This window comes from Shewanella maritima, from assembly GCF_043643735.1.
Taxonomy (GTDB): Bacteria; Pseudomonadota; Gammaproteobacteria; order Enterobacterales; family Shewanellaceae; genus Shewanella; species Shewanella maritima_A.
Map to the genome: position 1 here is coordinate 25,638 of NZ_JBHZSM010000010.1, position 20,958 is coordinate 46,595.

Consider the following 20,958-nt stretch of genomic DNA (forward strand, 5'->3'; position numbering starts at 1 on the left):
TCCACAGGAGAATCATGCCACACATACACACACCTAAAGTCATCCCGTTTAATCGCAACGTGTTAGTTTGCTATGGGATAGCTCTGCTCTGTGTTTGTGGCAGTATTTTTTGGCTAGATACCAAACTTGCCACTTGGTTGCACCAACATGTTCAGCCTAATTGGCTGCTTAAATTACTTTCACAAGCTCCCATATTGCTGGAATCTATTGCGGCAATGTTGATTGTTTTACCGTTACTGATGCACTTTTGGCCACGACTGAGTACGCGTCTAAATCAGCAGCACCAGTCACTGCAATTTCTTGCCAAGCTATTAGTGATGACCATAGTACTGGCAACATTTGTGAGAGTCAGCGCAAAGTTTATTTTTGGCAGAACATGGCCTGAAACCTGGACCAATGATAACCCTTCATGGATAGCTCACTCAGTGATGGAGTTCCATCCATTTAGCAGCTCACTTAGCTTTCATTCTTTTCCATCAGGGCATGCATTGTTCACCTTTGCCCTAGCCAGCATATTCTGGCGCTGTATCCCGCAATATCGACTGTTATGGCTTGCTTGTATGTTAACAGTATTGGTTGGACAATTAGGGCAAAACTATCACTACCTTGGGGATGTAATGGCGGGTGCAACCTTAGGTTTACTGGTGGCTCAATGCAGCCACCATTTGATTAATCAGTACTTTGTGAAGTGATAGCATTCTATTAGAAACACCTTTTATTAGTGCTCTTTTTAGCATCTTAGCCACTACCGTGGCATAAATTCTACGCGACAAGTTAGCCCCACATCACCAAAATAGCGGCTATGGCGATCAGCACTAAACCAAGCACATCATCTTTACTGTTACCTTGTTTAAGCCAATATTTGCCAATTAACAGCATAAAGAATACTTCAATTTGCCCAAGGGTTTTCACCAATGGTACTGACTCTAACGCCATGGCACTGAACCAGCCAATAGAGCCTATACAACTACTCACGCTAATCGCCAGTGTTAACCGCCTAAACTGCCAAAGCTTGACCAATGTTTGTCTATCTTTGAGCAAAAGGTAACTCACTAACAAGGTTGTCTGCACACTGATAACACTCAACAATACCCATGCAGCTCGCACCACAAAAGGGCCATCAAGCTGTAAACTGGCCTCCCTGACACTTAACGAAGTAAGTGCAAAGGCACTACCGCAGGCTAAACCAAGTAATACTGTGGCCAAAGAGACACCTTGATTGCTATTGACACCACTAAGCACTAATACCGCCAACGCACCAATAATCACACCTACCCATGCAAGTGGCGATAATAAGGTGCCGAAAAACAACAGGCCTAGAACAGCCGCAACTATTGCCTCACTTTTTGCTAGCCCGGCTCCAATGGCATAATTTTTTAGTGTAAATAACTTCACCATCAATGCCGTTGCAATAATCTGCATCACTGAGGCTTGTATCACATACAGGTAAAAGGACTGATTAAACGCTATGGGAGGAACAGTATTGAGTTGATAAAGCACACCTAAATAACACGCTGCAATTGGCCCTGCCACAATAAACCGGGCTAAGGTGACCCCTGCAACATTGACATCTCGGCTGAGTTTAGACTGGAAGGCATTTCGCCAAGCCTGCATAAATGCCGCAAGAAAGGTAAAAGCTATCCACATAATCGTTAAACTCCCCCCATTATCTCGTAGGGTAAATGTAATGAACCCTCACAATAATACCTCGTTCAATAACACAGCCTAGCATTAGACGTTACCATATTTTACCTCGTTAACTCAGGGTTTTAAGCTGAGTAGTTTTCACTTTTCAGTAGCTAGCTTTATGCAATTTTGACAGGTTAGACAGCATTGATTGAACAATCTCACATCACCAATAAAAAAGCCTCAGAGGATAGTATGAGGCTTTAAATTGCTAGTTTAACAATCTGGGCACAGCTACAGGTATTTAACCCACTTTAATTGGGTTGTTTTCTTAAAATTGGAAAACCTTTTGGTCGGGAAATATAGTACAAAGCCAAGCGAAACCGAGATTGCCCATACCTGCCACACACTGTCTACGCCAAAATAAATACCTTTATTTGTGCCGTATATGCTGACCAACACCCAATAAAGTACCAACAACACATACAAATGCAGCAAATAGAAAAACATCGGTGCGGAGCCAAAATGACGTAAAAAGTGTAGTTTAGTTGAGTTGAACTTCTCTAACATGGCCAGCACAACAAACGCCACACCAAGTGTTAGCAGCAGAAAGTTCAATGAAGGAGGGTACTTAGTAAAGTTAATAAATGATTGAAGTGTTAATAGCCAATGATCAAATGTGTTCCAAGGTACAGGCTCACCATAAACATTGATCATGCGAATGACCACCAATGCAACCAAGCTGAATGCACCAAGTATCAATAGTGTATTTATTCTGCGATTCGCTTCAACCTTTGCACAAAACAATGGCGCAATAAAATAACCCAAACAAATTACACCGATCCAAGGTAAAGTCGGGTACGACACTCTTATGAAAAAGTGTTCGCTGACAAATAAATTGCCCCTGTCATGTAATATTGTCCACAAAGAGTAACCCCACTCTCCAGGTGCAAAATGCACAAAATCTAAGGCATTGTGACCAAAGATGATGCTGACTCCAATCACGCCGATTAACTTATGCGGTAATGCCGACAGAACGGCTAGCGAGATCATGCATAACCCAATCGCCCACATCACTTGCAAATACAAAGCATCATAGCTGCCAAACCATGAAAAATTTACCAAGGTCACTTCAAGGAAAATAATAAATAGGCCTCGCTTCAATAAGAAGCCCTGCACATCTCTTGGTGGTTTGTTGCTAGGATTTGCATACAACCAAGCACTGACACCCGTTAAAAATATAAACACAGGCGCACAAAAATGTGCCAGTACGCGGGTAAAAAATAATGCCGATCCAGTTTCATCAATATTCATTGGATCGCCCACTTGATGATGCAAGAAGACGCGCTCTCTAACGTGATCAATCAACATGAGTAGGATAACCATGCCTCGAAGTATATCGATGGAGGGAACACGGTTTTTGAGATGTTGCAGGTTATTCATGGTTATCTCTTAAAATAGAAACAGCCTGAGGCAATCACCTCAAGCCGTTTTGTCGGTACTTAACTTGTGTGTTTAGAATTGGTATTTCATGCTCACGTTGAAGTTGATTGGCTCACCAGGCATGGTCCATAGCTTATGATATGAACTTTCAAAATACTTCTCGTTGAATAAGTTGTTAACGTCAAACTTCACGCTAAACTGTTGACTCAATTCAACTTCACCTGACAAATTGACTAAGGTATAAGCTGGTAAAATGTATTCTGGATCGGTGGTTTCACCCAACCGATCGCCTACATAATTCACCGTTGCACCGAAGTGCGCATTTTTCCCCATCACATTGGTATAATGCCTTAATGACACATGCCCTGAATGCTCTGCAACATTGATTAGGCGGGAACCTTTAGGAATTGGCCCCCCCCAGTCATTATCCACCAAATCTTTAGCTGTTTTAGCATCAGTATAAGCGTAGGCGACTTCTACGGTCGTATCATCAGTTAGGTAAGCCGACAACTGAAATTCAACACCTTGGCTTTCTACTTCACCTAGTGTTGCTGAAAGTCCAGTATCTGGCTCTGCTGTTAACATGTTCGTCTTTTCAGCATCAAATAAAGCAATACTACCGGAGAAACGATCGGCAATATTCTGCCATTTAACTCCAACTTCAAAAGACTTAGTTTGTTCAGGTTCAAATGCATTTCTATCTGAATCAAGACCTGGGTTCGGCCTAAAGCCTTCAGCATAACTCGTATACAAATTGATATTGTCGTTCAGCTCATAAACCAGACCAAACCTTGAAGACACTTCAGTCTGCTCTTGTGATTGATACTCATCATCTAATTTATTCCATATATCTTGCTTGAATCTATCGACTCTAACCCCGAGTAACAACTTGGTTCTATCAGTCAATTCAATCAAATCTTGAGCATAAAAGCCCAAACCGCGCTGTTCTTCAGAGGTCAAGGTTGTCGGTGTTGTTTCAGGTTGATCTAAAGTGTAATCAGGATTATTTGGATCAATGGCATAGGTAGGATCGCCTGAGCCCCAAGCCGTTCGCCATACGCGGTAATCGGTATCTAACTGGAAGTTATAATAATCTAAGCCGACTAAAAGATTATTTTTAACGCTACCGAGCATCACATCACCACTAAGTTCAAAGCGTCCTGATAAATCTTGTGCTTGATAATCGCGCTCTCTGCGTTGTCTTGATAAGAGATCTGGATTGGTATAAATCAACTGACGGCCGTCAGAAAGTTCCGTATCAGATGACTGACCTTTAAAAGACGAGTCACGATAAGCAAGCCCAGCCAATAAATGCCAATTGTCACTGAGTGAGTGATTTAATACCAACTGGTGTCCCAAAGCTTCAACTCTATGGTCGCCATCACGAGGATCACCGTAAAAATCTTTCACATTGACTGAATCAAAATCATTATCCAGTACATAAACACCACGTTCTAATGGCTTTCTCTGATCAAGAATCTCCATTTCATAGCTTACGCTTGTTCTATCAGAGATATTCCATAAAAGAGATGGGCTTAAGTGAAAGCTTTGAATATCAACATGATCACGGAAGGTGTCTGAATCTTCATAGAAACCATTTACGCGATAGGCGACATCGTCAGTGACACCACTCGTGTGATCAAATTCAACTTGCTTTTGATTGTAATTGCCTAGCGTACCTTGGATGTAACCTTGTTGTTCAAACTGCGGCTTTTTAGTGATGATATTAATGGTACCACCGGGCTCGCCCTGTCCATATAACGCAGAGCCGGGTCCCTTCATGACTTCAATGGTTTCTATGTTCGCTGTATTGCGATTACCATTGTAGCCACGTGAATTAAAACCATTTACTAGGTAGCCCGTTGGGTTATTTTCATCGCCTGAAAAACCACGGATTGCGAAACTATCAAATAAACCACCCGAGTTATTTTGTCTAACAATGCTTGGTGAGAAATCCAATGCATCCATAAAACGTGTAATGCCTTCTTGCTCAATGACATCTGCGCTGATGCGGTCCACCGCTTGCGGCGTCTCAATCAATGGCACATTGCCACGGTAAGGTTGCCATAACCTGTTAACTTGAATACGTTCAATGTCTTCAGGCTCTGAAATATCAGTACCTTGTGCAAGTGCATTATGGGAAACAAACAGTAATGAATATACAAACAACTTTTTCACGTGACTTCTCTAAGGGATCTTACAAAAAAATTAATGTTACGTTATAACATAACTTTATATATGTTTAAAGTTACCAATATTTTCAACAAGTAATAGTACGCATCACTCATTGAAATGCGGCACTAAATTAATGCCTAACTTAAGCCTTTGTAGCAGCCAATAAGGCAGTGATGCATATACAAAAAAGCTTCGAACCATTGTCCGAAGCTTCCAAATATAAAGTTCAGTCAACACAATATGCCTAGTGTACCTGCAAACTATGTCACTAAAGTTAAATGCTAAATAAAAATGCTATTTACTGGTATCGAGCGGTTCGAATGATTTTACTAACTCATCTAATGCTTTCATTTGAGTAAGATAGCCTTCTAGCTGCTTTAAAGGCAATGCACATGGGCCGTCGCACTTAGCGTTATCCGGATCTGGGTGCGCTTCAATGAACAAACCTGCAATACCAAGCGCCATTCCACTACGTGCCAACTCAGTGGCTTGAGCACGGCGTCCACCCGCACTATCAGCACGACCACCAGGACGTTGCAGTGCATGGGTTGCATCAAAAATAACGGGATATCCCGACTGCTTCATCTCATCCATACCTAGCATATCAACAACAAGATTATTGTAACCAAAGCTAGAACCACGCTCGCACAGCATAATATTGTCATTACCCGCTTCGTTAAACTTAGTAATGATGTGGCGCATTTCATGAGGAGCTAAGAATTGCGGTTTTTTCACATTAATCACCGCGCCAGTTTTAGCCATTGCTACGACTAAATCCGTTTGACGGGCAAGGAAAGCAGGAAGCTGAATAACATCGACAACGTCAGCAACCGGCTGGCACTGATGAGTCTCGTGCACATCGGTAATGATAGGCACATTAAACGTTGATTTAATTTCTTCAAAAATCTTCAAACCTTCATCCATACCAGGACCTCGGTAAGAATTGACTGAAGAGCGATTAGCTTTATCAAATGATGCTTTGAATACGTAAGGAATACCGAGTTTTTGGGTCACTTCAACATAATGCTCAGCAATTGACATGGCAAGGTCACGTGACTCCAGCACATTCATACCACCAAACAACACAAACGGTTTGTCGTTGGCAACCTCAATTGCATTAACGCCTATGATTTTTTGTTCCATAGTAAATAATCTCTTTAATCAACACTGGTCGCAATGCGACATGAATGGGCTCATTATACCGCGAATATTATTAAAGCTAAGGTTAATCTGTTATACGGCGATGATCTGTAACAATTGACCACATAACCATGCCATATATGTTCCCACAGCATAGCCTAGCACAGCTAACAACACACCAACCGGCGCTAATGCAGGATGGAACGCCGCAGCAACAACTGGCGCAGATGCTGCGCCACCGACATTGGCCTGACTGCCCACAGCCATATAAAATAATGGCGCTTTAATTAGCTTGGCCACAATTAACATAAAACTGGCGTGCACCAGCATCCAAATCATACCGATAGCGAAATACCATAAGTTTTGTTCATCAGCCAACTTAGACACATCCATATGTAAACCAATGGTGGCCACTAGAATATATAAAAACACCGATGCAACTTTTGAGGCACCAGCAGCTTCAATGTGCCTTACCTTGGTAAATGACAGTGCTAAACCAATAGAAGTGACGATGACCACCAACCAGAAAAACTTTGATGTCAGGCTGTAGTCACGAGTTTGTGGGTAGTTGGTTTCAAAAAATGGCCCCAAAAAGTCAGCGGCTAAATGAGCAAACCCTGTAACACCAAAACCAATAGCAACAATCAACATTAAATCACGTAACGAAGCTATACGAGAGTTCTCTGCATGGTACTGTTCAACCTTCACTTTTAAGGCTTCAATAGCACTGGTGTCAGCGCCCGTTTTCGCATCAATTTGTTTCGCTCGAGCTGCCATTAACAGTAAAACAGCCATCCAAATATTGGCGACAATCACATCAACCGTCACCATGACAGAGAAAATATCACCGCCAACTTCATAGATTTCTTTCATTGACGCCTGATTAGCACCACCGCCAATCCAGCTACCCGCAAGGGTTGTCATACCTCGCCAAACGGCATCTGGGCCATTACCGCCTAATACATCTGGGTTAATGGCAGAAATAATCAGTAATGCAATTGGTCCACCGATAACAATCCCCACTGTGCCGGTTAAAAACATCACAATTGCTTTAGGGCCAAGGCTTAAAATTGCTTTTAAATCAACACTGAGGATCAACAAGACTAAACACGCGGGAAGCAAGTAACGCGAGGCGACGTAATAAAGATTTGAGGTATGGCCATCGACGATGCCAAAAGTATTCAGTAAAGAAGGTAAGAAATAGCACAGCAACAACGCGGGGATAACTTTATAAAACTTTTTCCAAAATGGATGCGCTGAAGAGTAAGTATAAAATACTCCCCCCAAAATTACGGCCAATAAACCTAAAACCGTGGCGTCATTAGTGACCATTGCAGACGTTGTCATGCCTTATCTCCCTTGCAACACTACTGCTGTAGCATTTTTTATTATTTTGCCACCCAATATTAGTCTGAGTGGTAATCCATGTATATCAGTGAAGCTGCAACATTGTAGAGAAAAGCCCTTTGCTTTCCTGCAAAGCCTGTCACATTTGCGCCAAAGTGTTACACCGTGAGGGCGTTAACAACTTACTTGCGGCAATAAAACCGTAAGCCGATTAGATTAACCGGCTCGAATGATTGAAATAATTAGTGAATAACTTGAGGCACTTGGCTCAATTCTTTTAATTGAATTTTCACCAGCTCAGTGACAGGATCATGTGGACTGTTATCGATAAAATGCTGCAAGTCTGAAATAGCCACTTTAATACAACCTAGCTGCTGCGCAATGAAAGCACGTTCACGATTTAAATGTACATCGCCTGGGTGCCATTGCAGCATTAAGTTGCAACACTCCATTGCCGCTTCAAATTTTTGCGCCACAATACAGGCCGCCTTCAATTCGTTTAGCATGCGGCTGATCAGCTTTTTAACTGTACCCACTTTTATGTGTTTGGGGGTAAGCCTAGCTTCGTTGCCCAATTCACCGCGCACAAAATTGTGTAACTGTTTACGGCTGAGTTCCTGACCATTAAATGGGTCGTGGTAGACGATGTTGTCATTAATTTTGCTGCGAAGCACAGTATGCCCGGGCAATAGCACGGCCTCTAAGGGCAAATCTAATTGTTTAGCCAACAATACTAATAGTGTTGAAAGTGTGGTGCTGTTACCTTGGCGTTTGGTAATACAGGTCGCTAAGTCAGCTGCTTCCACAGTAAAATAGTCTTCTTTAGCACAGAAGCCTAAATCATTGTAAAACCAGTTAAATAACCCATCAAGACGTGCTTGTTGATCAACCACATACAGGCTCAGTACCGAACCTGACAGTTCGTACCAAGACCATAAAGCTGATTTTGCTGACGAGAACCCTAGGTGCTCAGATAGCTCAAATGCCGTTTCAGGTAGCGAAACAGCATTATCTAAATGTACATTTTTCGACATGGAAGAATCAATTAACCCATTAATACAACTTGTTTAAAATGAGCCAGCTTGGCCGCTAACACTAACCAACCGATCGCACCGAAAAAGGCGAAAAACTTAAATAGTTTATTACGGTTAGACTTCAGTGCCATGATCCCTAATAGAATGTACGCCACAACGCAGATAATTTTCTCGGTCATCCAAGCATCAACGAATGGGTACTGTCTAATCATAAAGCAAAGTGTAAAGCCTGACACTAATAAGAAAGTATCAATCACATGTGGTGCAACTTTAAGGAATTTCTTTTCCATTAAAGGAGACTGCTTCAAGTGCAGACCAAAACGCAATACAAAGAATGCGACGCTTAATGCAACGAACAATAAGTGAGTGTGTTTTACTGCAGGATATAAACTATAAAATGTTTCCATTTTTTAATTCTCAATTTCTTTTTGGAATACAAAATTGCCGCCAGTGTAGCGACAAACTGAGCAAAGGTAAAATTTGCTAAATTAGATTTTCGTTACCTTTAGCAGCAAACCACTGCCCTAAAGTACAACGTTCATTACTGCCAAAGTCACGCACTGTGGCGACATTTTCATAGCCTAAATCTGTTAACTTTTGTCTCACCGCCACCGCTTGTTGGTAACCGTGTTCTAGCAGAATGTAACCACCATCAGTGAGATAGCCACGCGCTTCGTCGGCAATTTGAAACAAGTCAGCAAAACCTTGCTGCGGTGCTGTTAAGGCACTTTTGGGTTCGAAACGCACATCCCCCATCAACAAGTGTTCATCGTCTTCTTCAATATACGGCGGATTAGACACAATTAAATCAAAACGCTGTTCAGACACCGAACTAAACCAATCAGATTGAATAATTTTCACCTGTTCAAGCTTTAATTGGCTGCGATTCAACTTTGCCAAAGCCACTGCATCATCCACTTTATCAACTGCTGTGATGCACCATTGTGGTTTTTCACTGGCTAGAGAAAGGGCAATAGCGCCGGTACCAGTACCTAAATCAAGCACATTAGCTTGATCTGATAATGGAAGATTCAGTGCTGTTTCAACCAATATTTCAGTATCAGGTCTTGGAATTAAGGTGGTGTCATTAACAATAAATGCCAATGACCAAAACTCTCGTTGACCAATGATATGTGCGACAGGTTGGCCTTGCTGACGTCGATGAATAAGTGCTTTGAATTGATGCAACACATCAATATGCAGCTCTTGTTCAGAAAACGCATACAAGTAAGCACGATTTTTATTTAAGCAATGCCCTAGCAATACTTCTGCATCTACTTGAGGAGATTCAGAAGTATCAGTTAAATTAGATTGGGCCCATTGCAGAGACTCTGCAATGGTTGAATTGATTGGCTCAGACAAGCAAACCCCTTAGTCGTTAGCCAGATCCGCAAGCTTATCAGCTTGCTCTTCTTGCATAAGAGGTTCGATGATGGCATTTAAATCCCCTTCCATGATCTCGCCTAAACGATACAAGGTAAGGTTAATTCGATGCTCACTCATGCGTCCTTGAGGGAAGTTATAAGTACGAATACGTTCAGAACGATCACCACTTGCAACTAAGTTACGGCGAGTAGACTCTTCTTCACTACGTCGTTTCTCATCTTCTACCGCTTGCAGACGAGCAGAAAGTACACTCATCGCTTGAGCACGGTTTTTGTGTTGTGAACGTTGGTCCTGACATTCCACGACAATGCCAGAAGGCACGTGGGTGATACGAATGGCTGAATCGGTTTTGTTAACGTGCTGACCACCTGCGCCTGACGCGCGGAAAGTGTCGACTTTTAAGTCAGCAGGGTTAATCGAAATTTGTTCAGCTTCTGGTACTTCAGGTAACACCACAACCGTTACCGCTGAAGTATGTACACGCCCCTGAGATTCAGTCTCTGGTACACGTTGCACGCGGTGTCCGCCAGACTCAAATTTAAGCTTCCCGTATACACCATCACCGGTGACTTGTACGATCAGCTCTTTATAGCCACCATGCTCACCTTCATTGGCATTCATGATTTCCATTTGCCATTTATTTGCTTCACAGTAACGGCTGTACATGCGGAATAAGTCACCGGCAAAAATAGCGGCTTCATCACCACCAGCACCTGCACGAATTTCAATGAAGGCGTTACGGTCGTCATTTGGATCTTTAGGTAGCAATAGAATCTGTAATTGATCTTCTAATTCAGCAAGGCTTTGTTTGGCTTCTTTTATTTCTTCTTGCGCCATTTCACGCATTTCTGCGTCGTCTTCTTCCAACATCATTTCAGCCGACTCTAGGTCTTCTTGCGCTTGCTGGAATGCCTTAAAGCTTTTTACTACGTCTTCAAGTTGGGCATATTCTTTTGATAGGGTGCGAAAGCGGTCTTGATCCGCAATAACACTGGCATCACTGAGTAATGCTAAGACTTCTTCATTACGCTCAAGCAAGCCTTCAAGCTTGCGAATAACGGATTGTTTCATGTAGACAGCTAACCTTTAGTGTTTATCTAGGCCTAGCGCAATGCGTAATTGTCCTAAAGTATTCAAGTCACCTTGGCGGCTGGCTGATGTTAAAGCTTGAGTTGGTGCGTGGATCAAACGATTGGTTAACTTGTTCGCTAACTCTAAAATCACTTGCTCGCCATTGCCGCCTTGCTCAATTTTGTTCAACGCGCGCTCGACTAACTCATCTTTTATCGCCAAACTCTGGCTACGATATTCACGAATACTATCAACAGACTGTAAAGAACGAACCCACTCAATGAATAAGTGTGATTGTTCTTCTGCAATGAGCTCTGCTTGCTCTGCGGCTTCCTTACGAGAAGCCATATTTTGTTCAATGATACTATGTAGATCGTCAACAGTATAAAGGAAAGCGTCGTCTAACTCACCGACTTCTGCTTCAATATCTCTCGGAACAGCAATATCCACCAACAACATGGGCTGATGACGACGCTGTTTGAGGGCTTTTTCTACCATACCTTTGCCTAAAATAGGTAAAGGGCTCGCAGTAGAAGAAATCACAATATCCGCTTTCGGTAAATGCTCTGGAATTTCCGGCAAGGTAATAGCCGTCGCGTTAAACTCTTCACACATTGCCTGTGCACGCTCAACGGTGCGGTTAGCAACGACTATCGATTCAACTTCTTGATCTTTTAAATGCTTAGCAACCAATTCGATGGTTTCACCGGCACCAATGAGTAACACTTTGGTGGTTTTTAGTGATGCAAAGATATGTTTCGCCATACTAACCGCAGCAAATGCCACAGATACAGCTGCCGCACCAATTTCAGTTTCGGTACGTACTTTTTTGGCTACCGCAAAAGTGGTTTGGAAAAAGCGATCGATTGTCACTGCCGTCGTACCCGCTTCTTTTGCTTTCACAAAAGCCTGCTTCACTTGGCCTAAGATTTGCGGCTCGCCCAATACTAATGAATCCAAACCAGAAGCAACGCGCATTAAGTGCTTCGCAGCAATCTGATCTTCATAGGCATAAACACAAGGCATCAGGGCTTCATGATCTAGCTCATGATATTCTTCTAGCCACTCAATGACATCTTCAACTTTCGCGTTATTACTGTATAGCTCAGTACGGTTACAAGTCGACACGATTACTGCTTCACCAGTCGCACTGCGACTCGCAAGACTTTTCATCGCATCGTGGATTCGGTCAGGAGAAAAGGCGACCTTCTCACGTAAATCTACCGTAGCTGTTTTATGGTTTATCCCAATGACTACTAAACTCATTCTAACTCGTTTTAAAGTTGTTCTTGATCACGTTAATTAGGCTATTCTACTGAAATGCCCAAATTAAAAACACAATAGGGTTAACAAAACCGAATATATGTCTAACTTTTATTTTTTAAATATTAATTTCAATGGCTTTGAGTAAAAGCATTTTTACATCTTTATAATCCACCAGTATGATGAACAATAAATCTAGCTTAAACGCGAGCGCTATTTTGACGGTCTCTCACCTTAAACGCACCATTACTCATGCAATTTTAGTCATTTGTACAGCACTAATAGTTCAAGGCTGTGCCATAGCTCCTGCTCCTAATTTCAGCGCAATTGATGTCACCTCGGTAGAGCAAGCTAAAGCATGGGAACTGCAAGGCAAGATAGCAGTCCGTTCGGCCACTGACAAATTTAGTACTAACTTATATTGGTTTCATCAACCGTTAGGCGATGACTTAAGACTCACTACCTTTATTGGTACCACATTATTAACCCTAAAAAGCAATCAGCAGGGCGCAATACTCGAAGCGGATGGCAAGACTTATCAAAATGACAATGCGCAAGCGCTATTAGATAGCATGCTACAAATTAGCATCCCGCTAGACAGTCTACCTTTATGGATAACTGGCCAAGCCAATATTACAGATGAAATTGTCAGCTATAATGCAGATGGTACTATTGAAGCATTAGTTAGTAATGATGTTAATGGTACTTGGCAAGTGGCATTTACTCGTTGGCAACAACAAAGTGGCACGCAAGTCCCAAGACTGATTACAGTAAAACGTAACGATGTCAGTATTCGAATACAAACAAATCAATGGCAAGCAATGCAAGCTGATGAAAAATAGCAGGATAAACCATGAAACTGCCCATTTCTAAAAGTTGGCCAGCCCCAGCTAAGTTGAATCTTTTTTTGCACATTACTGGGCAACGACAAGATGGCTATCATAACTTACAAACGTTATTTCAGTTTATCGATTGCTGTGACTATCTCGATTTTCATATTACCGAATCCAGTGAGATACATTTACACTCAAATATGTCTAATGTTGTCGCTGATAGCGATAACTTAATTCTTAAAGCTGCAAAATCCCTGCAAAAATACACTGGATTTTCTGGTGGTGCAGAAATTTGGCTCGAAAAACTGCTGCCAATGGGCGGCGGTTTAGGTGGCGGCTCTTCAGATGCGGCGACCACTTTAGTCGCCTTAAACGAGTTATGGCATACCAATTTACCTGTAGAAAAATTGTGCGAAATTGGTTTAGCATTAGGTGCGGATGTCCCTGTTTTTATTAGAGGTTATGCGGCATTTGCTGAAGGTGTTGGTGAACAATTACAAACCGTTCACCCACCTGAAAAGTACTACCTTGTCATTACACCTGACGTGCATGTTTCCACCCAAAAGATATTTCAACATCCCGACCTACCACGTAATACACCCAAGCTAGATATGTATTCTTTAATGAGCAATACATGGAGTAATGACTGCCAAAAGCTTGTCGCAAAAATCTACCCTCAAGTTGGCAATGCATTACAGTGGCTGCTAGAATATGCGCCGTCTCGAATGACAGGTACTGGAGCATGCGTCTTTGGTATCTTCGAAGCTAAGCAACAAGCACTTGATACTTTGGCTAATTTGCCAAAACCAATGCAAGGCTTTGTTGCTAAAGGTTTAAACAAGTCACCGTTAATGACACGACTTGAGCAACCGTAACAAATTTCTTCTAATTCGACTAAGTTGTCGTTTTAGTTATTCTTAAAGCCAACACCTGAGGTTCATAAAGTGCCCGACATCAAGCTCTTTGCTGGTAACGCTACCCCAAAATTAGCCGAAAAAATTGCTGACCGTTTATTCTGCAAGCTTGGCGATGCAGTTGTAGGCCGTTTCAGCGACGGTGAAATCAGTGTTCAGATCAATGAGAACGTACGTGGTGCGGATGTTTTCATCATCCAATCTACCTGTGCTCCTACCAATGATAATCTAATGGAATTGATTGTTATGGTTGACGCATTACGTCGTGCATCTGCTGGCCGTATCACTGCGGTAATTCCATACTTTGGTTATGCCCGTCAAGATCGCCGCGTACGCAGTGCCCGTGTACCGATTACTGCGAAAGTTGTTGCTGACTTCTTATCAAGTGTTGGCGTTGACCGTGTATTGACTTGTGATTTACACGCTGAGCAAATTCAAGGCTTCTTTGATGTGCCAGTAGACAACGTTTTCGGTAGCCCAGTGTTACTTGAAGATATGCTAGCTAAGAAACTAGACAACCCAGTGGTGGTATCACCTGACATTGGTGGTGTAGTACGCGCTCGCGCAGTAGCTAAGCTACTTGATGATACTGATTTAGCCATCATCGATAAGCGTCGTCCTCAAGCTAACGTTGCCCAAGTTATGCACATCATTGGTGATGTTCAAGGTCGCGACTGTATCATCGTTGATGACATGATTGATACTGGTGGCACACTGTCTAAAGCAGCTGAAGCACTAAAAGAACATGGTGCTAACCGCGTATTTGCTTACGCTACTCACCCAGTATTTTCTGGTTCAGCACCACAAAACATCGCTAACTCTGTTATCGATGAAGTGATTGTGACTGACACGGTACCGCTAAGTGAAGAAATGCTTAAAGTCGGTAAAGTATCACAGTTGACCATGTCTGCTGTGTTAGCTGAAGCGATTCGTCGCGTCAGCAACGAAGAGTCAATCTCTGCAATGTTCCGTCACTAATCAGATGTAACATGATGAAAACGCACTCAATTGAGTGCGTTTTTTTATGGCTGAAAATCATTACTTGCCGATACAACTTCTGCTTGCCTACTCCCACGTAACAAATTGAGCAATATTTATACTTGCCATTGCTGATCGCTATGGCATAGTAGAATTATTGCCAACGCGACCACAAATGATCTTATGTTAATGACCAACACTGCGGTGATTGCTCAGCCAGCAAATTCAGATGTCAAAGCGCTCAAGGGAGACAACCCTCTCATTTGGCCCCTTCTAAGCCTTCTCAAATCCTCAAACCACAGCTGGAAAGTACATCACCTTGCCAGTGAATTACAGGCAAAAGGCTTAATGCACGATTTAGATCCAGAGCCTGAAAAAGATTTATTCAAACGTAACTTCTTGCTGATGAATGCCTTGTATGAATTACAAGACATCTTGCTTCCACGCCAATGGTTGCAAGTTCAGGCCATGGAGATCCAGCTGTTTCGCATCGTCCCAAATAACGCTGATGTATTACATCAACAAGACGCGGCTTTAAGAGAGTACTATCTTGATTGGCAACATTACGACACTTGCAGCAATGTTGTACGCGAAATGCTTGATGCTTTCTGGAGCAGTTACCAAGAATATATCGGTATTAATCCCAGCTTGATGAATAAAACACAAGCGCTTAATGTGTTTGAGTTAGATGCCAGCGCCAGTAACAAAGATATCCGCAAGCAGTGGCGCAAACTCGCATTAAAATGGCACCCTGACCGTGATGAGGGTAATGCTGAACAGTTCCGAGCTATATGCGAAGCTTGGCAAACCCTTAGACCAAATCCTCAAACTGAGTGACACCTTGCTTTTAATATACTCAACTTGATATCCAAGATTGAAAACTTAATTCACCTTGCACACCTTGGTGTTGATTCAAGGTGTTAGATCAATCAAGCCCGACAAGTGTGAAGGAACATTAGTGCAAATATTTGAATGGGATCTCATTCAAATGTCACAAAATAATCATAGATAAGTCACTCAGGTCTTTTAATCTTTTGTAGATCAGCCATAATTTAGCAATCCCTTTTGTAACTCATTTTGAGTTGCTTATTTAAACTGAGGTCCATATGTTCAAACATGTCGCATTAGCGCTTACATTAGCCGTTGCTCCATTTACCAGCTTTGCCGCACAATTTGTTGAAGGTCAGCATTACGTTCAGGTTTCGAACCAGGTTGCCCCGAGTGAACCAAAGGTCAGTGAGTACTTCTCATTCTACTGCCACAACTGTTACAACATGGAAACCCAATACCTGCCATTTATCAAATCACACATCAACAAAGATGTGGCGTTTGAAAACAAGCACGTTGACTTCATGAATAGCGATATTGGCACAGAAGTGATGCGTTCTTTAGCCGTAATGAACGAGTCAGACAAAAAGCATGAGCTTACACTCGCTATGTTTGCCGCTATCCAAGGTAGCGACGATGGTCACCACGATCACGGTTCTCACGGCCACAAGCACGAATCAAAAATCAATTCTCGTGACGACATCAAAAAAGTGTTTGCCGAGTATGGTATTGACGGAGCTGCATACGACAAAGCTGCTGACAGCGAAGCGACCAATGCCACTATTTCAAAATGGCGCCAAGAGCAAGTCATGTTCCGTATTCAAAGCGTACCTAGCTTCTTAGTTAACGATAAATACCTAGTTAACATGAGTGAAATGCGTAGCCTTGAGCAAATGGTAGAACTAATTAACTACCTCGCGCTTGAGAAAAAATAACCGCTAGTTCCCATTAAAAAAGGCGCTCAATGAGCGCCTTTTTTGTATCTACATAACAGCTATGAATTTCTCACCATCTCAATCACATGGACAACGGCAAACAAACAATGGACCACAATGAAGCCAGTAAATCCCTGAGCAAATAGAAGATGGTATTTACGCCATGTCACAGCATCTGTTTGCCCCTGAAAAGCTAACCATAACAATCCAGTAATACACACACCAGCAAGCAAAATTAACCCAAAGCCTTCAACAAAGCTAAATAGGCCCTTACCACCAGAACTAGGTAACTTTCCTTGAAAAAAACCTTTAATGTCAGCAATTAACTGTGAAAAATCGAGAGTTAACCAAGGGAAAAACTGTCGCCAGCCGCCATTTAGACAACACTTAATAACAAACAGTAAACCAAGGATGGCAGCCACAGTGCCTAAATAGACATGTAATTGGTCCCAGAAAGATGCGTTTGAACGTAATCGACGGCCAATAATAATCCAAGGACTGCTCACCACTAAAATCACACACAACGAAAGCACGATAATGTGTAGCTTTTCAGCAAGAGAATGAACAACAGAAGGAAGCTTCACTTACACCACCTTATGCATCGATCATGCGCTGCACATAATTATCGACTTTATCCCAGTCGGTGTACTCAACTTTAGTATGTGGATCAGTTGGCCCTTTGGTTATCCACATGATAAAGCGGATGATGTTACGATCGACAGGGCCATAGAATTGATAATCTAAGTTCCCACCAAATACTTCTTGCACTTGGGGCTGCCAAACACTTTGTTTTAAAAATGCTTGATAGTACATATTCGTTTCTGGTGTATTTTTCATTGGCTTACGGGCCACCAAGCTCACCGAGAAAAAGCCATTGGGCACTGCTTCTAGTTTCTCTTTATTCGCTTCAATAAATTGATAAAGCGCTGGGCGATGCTTACCATGACGAATACTCGCTCCGATAAACACCTTATCAAAACCTTCAACAGACGGATTGTCAGCTAGTGTCGCCAAGGTCACTTTCACACCTTGGGATTCGGCTTTTTGCTTCATGTATTCGCAGATTTTCACGGTTTGACCATGAACGCTTGAATGAATTAATAAAATGTGGCTCATTTGCTCTCAATGTTACAAACAATAAAGTGATAAAGCATAATAGCTTACTCTTATAAACTTGTACTTGAAACAGATCACGGCCTGTTATTCGAGCAAACGCTTCTCACCTTTTACTGAATTCATCACAACACCTTTCCATTTCTATCTGAAATAACAAAAGGCATCTAATTGAAGTTGATCGCCGGTAACAATATGTCACACGAAACCCACCACCAAAACCTATACATAACGTTAACTAGAAAGTAATATCTGCAACAAATTTAACCTTTAAAAACATAGTGTTAGATTTCAATTATTTAGCTCAATCTTAATTATGTCGAGCTAATTTTCTCCAAAAAAATATCTCTATTTGCAATCTAAAAGGAGTTTTTTGATGATAGTGGATAACTTAAAAATAACTGTAATCTTAGGAAGTATTACATTGTTAACGGCCTGCGGAGGCAGCTCAGACTCCCCTGCACCTATTGAACCGCCTGTAGAGCCACCTGTTGAAGAAGTCACTTTAAACGACATTTCCCTATCAACCTCTCAAACAGAGGTGATGTATGGTGACACAGTTTCAACCACCCTAAGTGCAAATTGGTCTGACGGCTCATCTACCGATGTCGCATTTAATAACATTACCTGGAGTAGCATTCCGGCTGATAGCTTCAGTATTTCCGCAGGTAGTCTGCAGCTGCAATCAATTGGTGATGTGACTCTAATTGCTAGCTATCAAAACAAAACATCGCAAGTTAATGTCAGCGTTATGGATATGGTAAATAGCTTCTCAATCTCTGGAGAAGTAACAGCCATCGTTAACGACAGCTTCACCTTTATGGCTGAAGCGAAGTATTTAAGTGACACCATTGAAGATGTCACTCAACAAACTAACTGGCTATCGAGTAATGATGCAATTATCAGCATCTCCGCTGATGGTGCAGCAACGGCGCACAGTGCTGGTTCTGTTCAAATTACCGCCACATATCAAGACTTCAGTGAAATAGTGACAGTGACTGTAGCTGATCCATTACAATCCATTACCATTACTAACCAAGACACAAGGTTAGATATTGGCGACAGCTTACAACTCGCCGTTCAAGGTCAATACGCCTCAGGCAACACAATAATTTCAGATGATATCAACTGGTCAAGTACCAACGACACCATTGCCCTTGTTACTCAAACAGGCTTAGTTTCTGCAATCAAAGATGGGATGGTTAGTATCACTGCACAATACGATGGTAAAGAGGCGCAAATTAGTCTAGAAGTGCTGCCTCCAGTCATTACTGGAACCCACCCAAGTATCGCCAATGGCACTTTGCAATTAACAGAAGGGGAAGTGCTACCTGATCACTTAACCATTGAGTATTCAGATAATTCAACAGTAAGCTTCAACTGGCAAAACAACATCAGTCATGTCGGCGCCGACAGTGATGAATCTAACCTGTCAATTTTGATAAAGAGTGCCGACAACGCCGATAGAGTACGTGCAATCCGAGCGGGAGATTCGTCCTTCACAATGAGTGGAATAGAAGATGAGTTTCAGCAAATTTTGCTTGATTTATCGCTGATTGACGACTTAACGACAACACCAAAACTTAACGTGACAGTGACAGATAACCCTGAGGTATACCAATGGCATCTTCAACAACCGCATAGTATTGCAGCCCAAAGTACTTTAGTACAAAGCTTCCAATCAGGTAACAATATCCATCAAATATGGCATGCTGCCAGCACAGATAATATTTATCTCACCACTGTTGGGAGCTCTGCAGACGCAATATTAATTAGTCAAGGTCAGGTTGAGCATAACCAACAGTATAACGGCGGTGGCAATGGCTACTATTTATTAACCATTAAAAATGCTGTCAATGACTATAGTCATTTCAGATACAACTTGAGTACAGGAGACCTAAACTCAATTGACTTAACTGGCTATCACTCAGCGTTTTTCAATATCAATTTTAGTAGCTATATGTTTGATCAAAACGGGGACTTATTTGTAGCGTATACGTTTAATAAGCAGCTGACGCCATATAAATATACCTTTGCAGACAAAAGCTGGACTAATTATGAAACAAAATATGGCATCTTCACGCAAATACCAGGGTTAACCGATCAGATTATTGCTCTAGATACTCGCTCGCTGACTTCATCTCCGTTATATCAAGAAGCACAAATACATCGTTTCTCAATTACATCTGCTAGCTGGGAAGAATCTCAAGTGATAAGTTATGGTAATGACGATGTCTATTGTCATGACAAATTTAGCTTCATCGCTTCAAACGATAACAGCCTAGCTTCAATGGGTGCTTCTTGCCCAGTGTTAAATAAGTCAGATGTAACAACAACGGCAGGGGCATATATTTGGCAACATGGCTTAAGCAACACTCCGACTTATGTTGCCAACACTTCAGGCTCAATGGTGTACAGTCATGCAGCAGCAGACTGGCCAATCATAGGGCAATTTGAAGATAGTTCTTTCTTTACTATTTTTGGCAGAACACAGCTAAGCGATAATAGCTATGTTATTGACGTTTACACTGCAGATGGAAAAGATGAAATCACACCTTTATCTACCCGTAATAAACAATCTTATTCAGATTACTTTATGGTAAAGCAGGGAGATATTTCGACAATTGCTAATCCAAATAAGCAGCAGGAATTATTTTCAATTTTTGACTTTGGTATTGCCTACCATAATGAGCAAGAAGGTTGGATTACCGATTTAGAAATGTTTGCAGTCCCTAGCAGCATCAGCATTGTTACGCCAATATTTAGTATAGACGGCACAATTTATATCGTTGGTAGTAATATTTGGACATTACAATTACGTCAATAATTCATAATTATCGGCTTCAGTAAACCTAAAAGCTCTCTTCACGCA

The 20,958-nt window shown here is 41.9% G+C and carries 19 protein-coding genes; 7 read left to right on the top strand and 12 right to left on the bottom strand.

Features of this window, described 5'->3' with window-relative positions; all coding sequences use genetic code 11:
- Positions 1 to 14 precede the first annotated feature (14 nt).
- Positions 15 to 692, top strand: coding sequence for a phosphatase PAP2 family protein (locus ACHUGF_RS11825; protein ID WP_394131422.1), 678 nt, complete (start codon positions 15 to 17; stop codon positions 690 to 692).
- Positions 693 to 774: 82 nt separating this feature from the next.
- On the opposite strand, the gene ACHUGF_RS11830 is transcribed toward ACHUGF_RS11825, so the two are convergent.
- The 10 genes from ACHUGF_RS11830 to hemA all read right to left on the bottom strand — a co-directional run bounded on the left by ACHUGF_RS11830 (position 775) and on the right by hemA (position 12,488).
- The gene (locus tag ACHUGF_RS11830) at positions 775 to 1,647 is read right to left on the bottom strand and encodes a multidrug transporter (RefSeq protein WP_394131423.1); all 873 of its coding nucleotides are present in this window, start codon (positions 1,645 to 1,647) and stop codon (positions 775 to 777) included.
- Positions 1,648 to 1,920: 273 nt separating this feature from the next.
- Positions 1,921 to 3,069: an acetyltransferase domain-containing protein gene (locus ACHUGF_RS11835; RefSeq protein WP_394131425.1), complete on the bottom strand. Its 1,149-nt coding sequence runs from the start codon at positions 3,067 to 3,069 to the stop codon at positions 1,921 to 1,923.
- Positions 3,070 to 3,141: 72 nt separating this feature from the next.
- The gene (locus ACHUGF_RS11840; protein WP_394131427.1) at positions 3,142 to 5,247 is read right to left on the bottom strand and encodes a TonB-dependent siderophore receptor; all 2,106 of its coding nucleotides are present in this window, start codon (positions 5,245 to 5,247) and stop codon (positions 3,142 to 3,144) included.
- Between the two features lie 291 nt (positions 5,248 to 5,538).
- Positions 5,539 to 6,387, bottom strand: coding sequence for a 3-deoxy-8-phosphooctulonate synthase (gene kdsA, locus ACHUGF_RS11845; RefSeq protein ID WP_394131429.1), 849 nt, complete (start codon positions 6,385 to 6,387; stop codon positions 5,539 to 5,541).
- A 90-nt stretch (positions 6,388 to 6,477) separates the two neighbouring features.
- On the bottom strand, positions 6,478 to 7,731 hold the full coding sequence (locus tag ACHUGF_RS11850; RefSeq protein ID WP_394131431.1) for a DUF819 family protein: 1,254 nt from the start codon (positions 7,729 to 7,731) through the stop codon (positions 6,478 to 6,480).
- 242 nt (positions 7,732 to 7,973) lie between these two features.
- Positions 7,974 to 8,765 carry a SirB1 family protein gene (locus ACHUGF_RS11855; RefSeq protein WP_394131432.1) on the bottom strand — a complete coding sequence of 264 codons (792 nt, stop codon included), beginning with the start codon at positions 8,763 to 8,765 and terminating at the stop codon, positions 7,974 to 7,976.
- An 11-nt stretch (positions 8,766 to 8,776) separates the two neighbouring features.
- Entirely contained in the window at positions 8,777 to 9,172 is a 396-nt protein-coding gene (locus tag ACHUGF_RS11860; RefSeq protein ID WP_394131434.1) for a SirB2 family protein, read from the bottom strand.
- Positions 9,173 to 9,248: 76 nt separating this feature from the next.
- On the bottom strand, positions 9,249 to 10,127 hold the full coding sequence (gene prmC, locus ACHUGF_RS11865) for a peptide chain release factor N(5)-glutamine methyltransferase (RefSeq protein ID WP_394131436.1): 879 nt from the start codon (positions 10,125 to 10,127) through the stop codon (positions 9,249 to 9,251).
- A 9-nt stretch (positions 10,128 to 10,136) separates the two neighbouring features.
- Complete coding sequence (prfA, locus tag ACHUGF_RS11870; RefSeq protein ID WP_394131438.1) at positions 10,137 to 11,222, bottom strand: peptide chain release factor 1; 1,086 nt, start codon at positions 11,220 to 11,222, stop codon at positions 10,137 to 10,139.
- Positions 11,223 to 11,237: 15 nt separating this feature from the next.
- Positions 11,238 to 12,488 carry a glutamyl-tRNA reductase gene (gene hemA, locus ACHUGF_RS11875; RefSeq protein ID WP_394131439.1) on the bottom strand — a complete coding sequence of 417 codons (1,251 nt, stop codon included), beginning with the start codon at positions 12,486 to 12,488 and terminating at the stop codon, positions 11,238 to 11,240.
- A 176-nt stretch (positions 12,489 to 12,664) separates the two neighbouring features.
- On the opposite strand from hemA, the gene lolB reads away from it, so the two are divergent.
- The 5 genes from lolB (at position 12,665) to ACHUGF_RS11900 (ending at position 16,973) form a co-directional block, all read left to right on the top strand.
- Positions 12,665 to 13,327 carry a lipoprotein insertase outer membrane protein LolB gene (gene lolB, locus ACHUGF_RS11880; protein WP_394131441.1) on the top strand — a complete coding sequence of 221 codons (663 nt, stop codon included), beginning with the start codon at positions 12,665 to 12,667 and terminating at the stop codon, positions 13,325 to 13,327.
- Between the two features lie 11 nt (positions 13,328 to 13,338).
- Positions 13,339 to 14,193 carry a 4-(cytidine 5'-diphospho)-2-C-methyl-D-erythritol kinase gene (ispE, locus tag ACHUGF_RS11885; RefSeq protein ID WP_394131443.1) on the top strand — a complete coding sequence of 285 codons (855 nt, stop codon included), beginning with the start codon at positions 13,339 to 13,341 and terminating at the stop codon, positions 14,191 to 14,193.
- A 69-nt stretch (positions 14,194 to 14,262) separates the two neighbouring features.
- Entirely contained in the window at positions 14,263 to 15,210 is a 948-nt protein-coding gene (locus ACHUGF_RS11890) for a ribose-phosphate pyrophosphokinase (RefSeq protein ID WP_394131445.1), read from the top strand.
- A 183-nt stretch (positions 15,211 to 15,393) separates the two neighbouring features.
- Complete coding sequence (locus ACHUGF_RS11895) at positions 15,394 to 16,047, top strand: DNA-J related domain-containing protein (protein WP_394131446.1); 654 nt, start codon at positions 15,394 to 15,396, stop codon at positions 16,045 to 16,047.
- Positions 16,048 to 16,316: 269 nt separating this feature from the next.
- On the top strand, positions 16,317 to 16,973 hold the full coding sequence (locus ACHUGF_RS11900; protein WP_394131448.1) for a thiol:disulfide interchange protein DsbA/DsbL: 657 nt from the start codon (positions 16,317 to 16,319) through the stop codon (positions 16,971 to 16,973).
- 59 nt (positions 16,974 to 17,032) lie between these two features.
- Here the strand turns inward: ACHUGF_RS11900 and ACHUGF_RS11905 are convergent, their stop codons facing one another.
- Positions 17,033 to 17,557 (bottom strand): cytochrome b/b6 domain-containing protein, encoded by a 525-nt coding sequence (locus tag ACHUGF_RS11905; RefSeq protein ID WP_394131449.1) that lies wholly within the window; start codon positions 17,555 to 17,557, stop codon positions 17,033 to 17,035.
- A 10-nt stretch (positions 17,558 to 17,567) separates the two neighbouring features.
- Complete coding sequence (hemG, locus tag ACHUGF_RS11910) at positions 17,568 to 18,089, bottom strand: menaquinone-dependent protoporphyrinogen IX dehydrogenase (protein WP_394131450.1); 522 nt, start codon at positions 18,087 to 18,089, stop codon at positions 17,568 to 17,570.
- A 373-nt stretch (positions 18,090 to 18,462) separates the two neighbouring features.
- Between hemG and ACHUGF_RS11915 the strand changes: the two genes are divergently transcribed.
- Entirely contained in the window at positions 18,463 to 20,913 is a 2,451-nt protein-coding gene (locus ACHUGF_RS11915; RefSeq protein WP_394131452.1) for an Ig-like domain-containing protein, read from the top strand.
- Positions 20,914 to 20,958 lie beyond the last annotated feature (45 nt).

Excerpts from the sequence above, each read along its gene's own strand:
- ACHUGF_RS11825 (WP_394131422.1), top strand. The coding sequence starts at position 15 with ATGCCACACATACACACACCTAAAGTCATCCCGTTTAATCGCAACGTG.
- ACHUGF_RS11830 (WP_394131423.1), bottom strand. The coding sequence starts at position 1,647 with ATGTGGATAGCTTTTACCTTTCTTGCGGCATTTATGCAGGCTTGGCGA.
- ACHUGF_RS11835 (WP_394131425.1), bottom strand. The coding sequence starts at position 3,069 with ATGAATAACCTGCAACATCTCAAAAACCGTGTTCCCTCCATCGATATA.
- kdsA (WP_394131429.1), bottom strand. The coding sequence starts at position 6,387 with ATGGAACAAAAAATCATAGGCGTTAATGCAATTGAGGTTGCCAACGAC.
- ACHUGF_RS11850 (WP_394131431.1), bottom strand. The coding sequence starts at position 7,731 with ATGACAACGTCTGCAATGGTCACTAATGACGCCACGGTTTTAGGTTTA.
- ACHUGF_RS11855 (WP_394131432.1), bottom strand. The coding sequence starts at position 8,765 with ATGTCGAAAAATGTACATTTAGATAATGCTGTTTCGCTACCTGAAACG.
- ACHUGF_RS11860 (WP_394131434.1), bottom strand. The coding sequence starts at position 9,172 with ATGGAAACATTTTATAGTTTATATCCTGCAGTAAAACACACTCACTTA.
- prfA (WP_394131438.1), bottom strand. The coding sequence starts at position 11,222 with ATGAAACAATCCGTTATTCGCAAGCTTGAAGGCTTGCTTGAGCGTAAT.
- hemA (WP_394131439.1), bottom strand. The coding sequence starts at position 12,488 with ATGAGTTTAGTAGTCATTGGGATAAACCATAAAACAGCTACGGTAGAT.
- lolB (WP_394131441.1), top strand. The coding sequence starts at position 12,665 with ATGATGAACAATAAATCTAGCTTAAACGCGAGCGCTATTTTGACGGTC.
- ispE (WP_394131443.1), top strand. The coding sequence starts at position 13,339 with ATGAAACTGCCCATTTCTAAAAGTTGGCCAGCCCCAGCTAAGTTGAAT.
- ACHUGF_RS11895 (WP_394131446.1), top strand. The coding sequence starts at position 15,394 with ATGTTAATGACCAACACTGCGGTGATTGCTCAGCCAGCAAATTCAGAT.
- ACHUGF_RS11900 (WP_394131448.1), top strand. The coding sequence starts at position 16,317 with ATGTTCAAACATGTCGCATTAGCGCTTACATTAGCCGTTGCTCCATTT.
- hemG (WP_394131450.1), bottom strand. The coding sequence starts at position 18,089 with ATGAGCCACATTTTATTAATTCATTCAAGCGTTCATGGTCAAACCGTG.
- ACHUGF_RS11915 (WP_394131452.1), top strand. The coding sequence starts at position 18,463 with ATGATAGTGGATAACTTAAAAATAACTGTAATCTTAGGAAGTATTACA.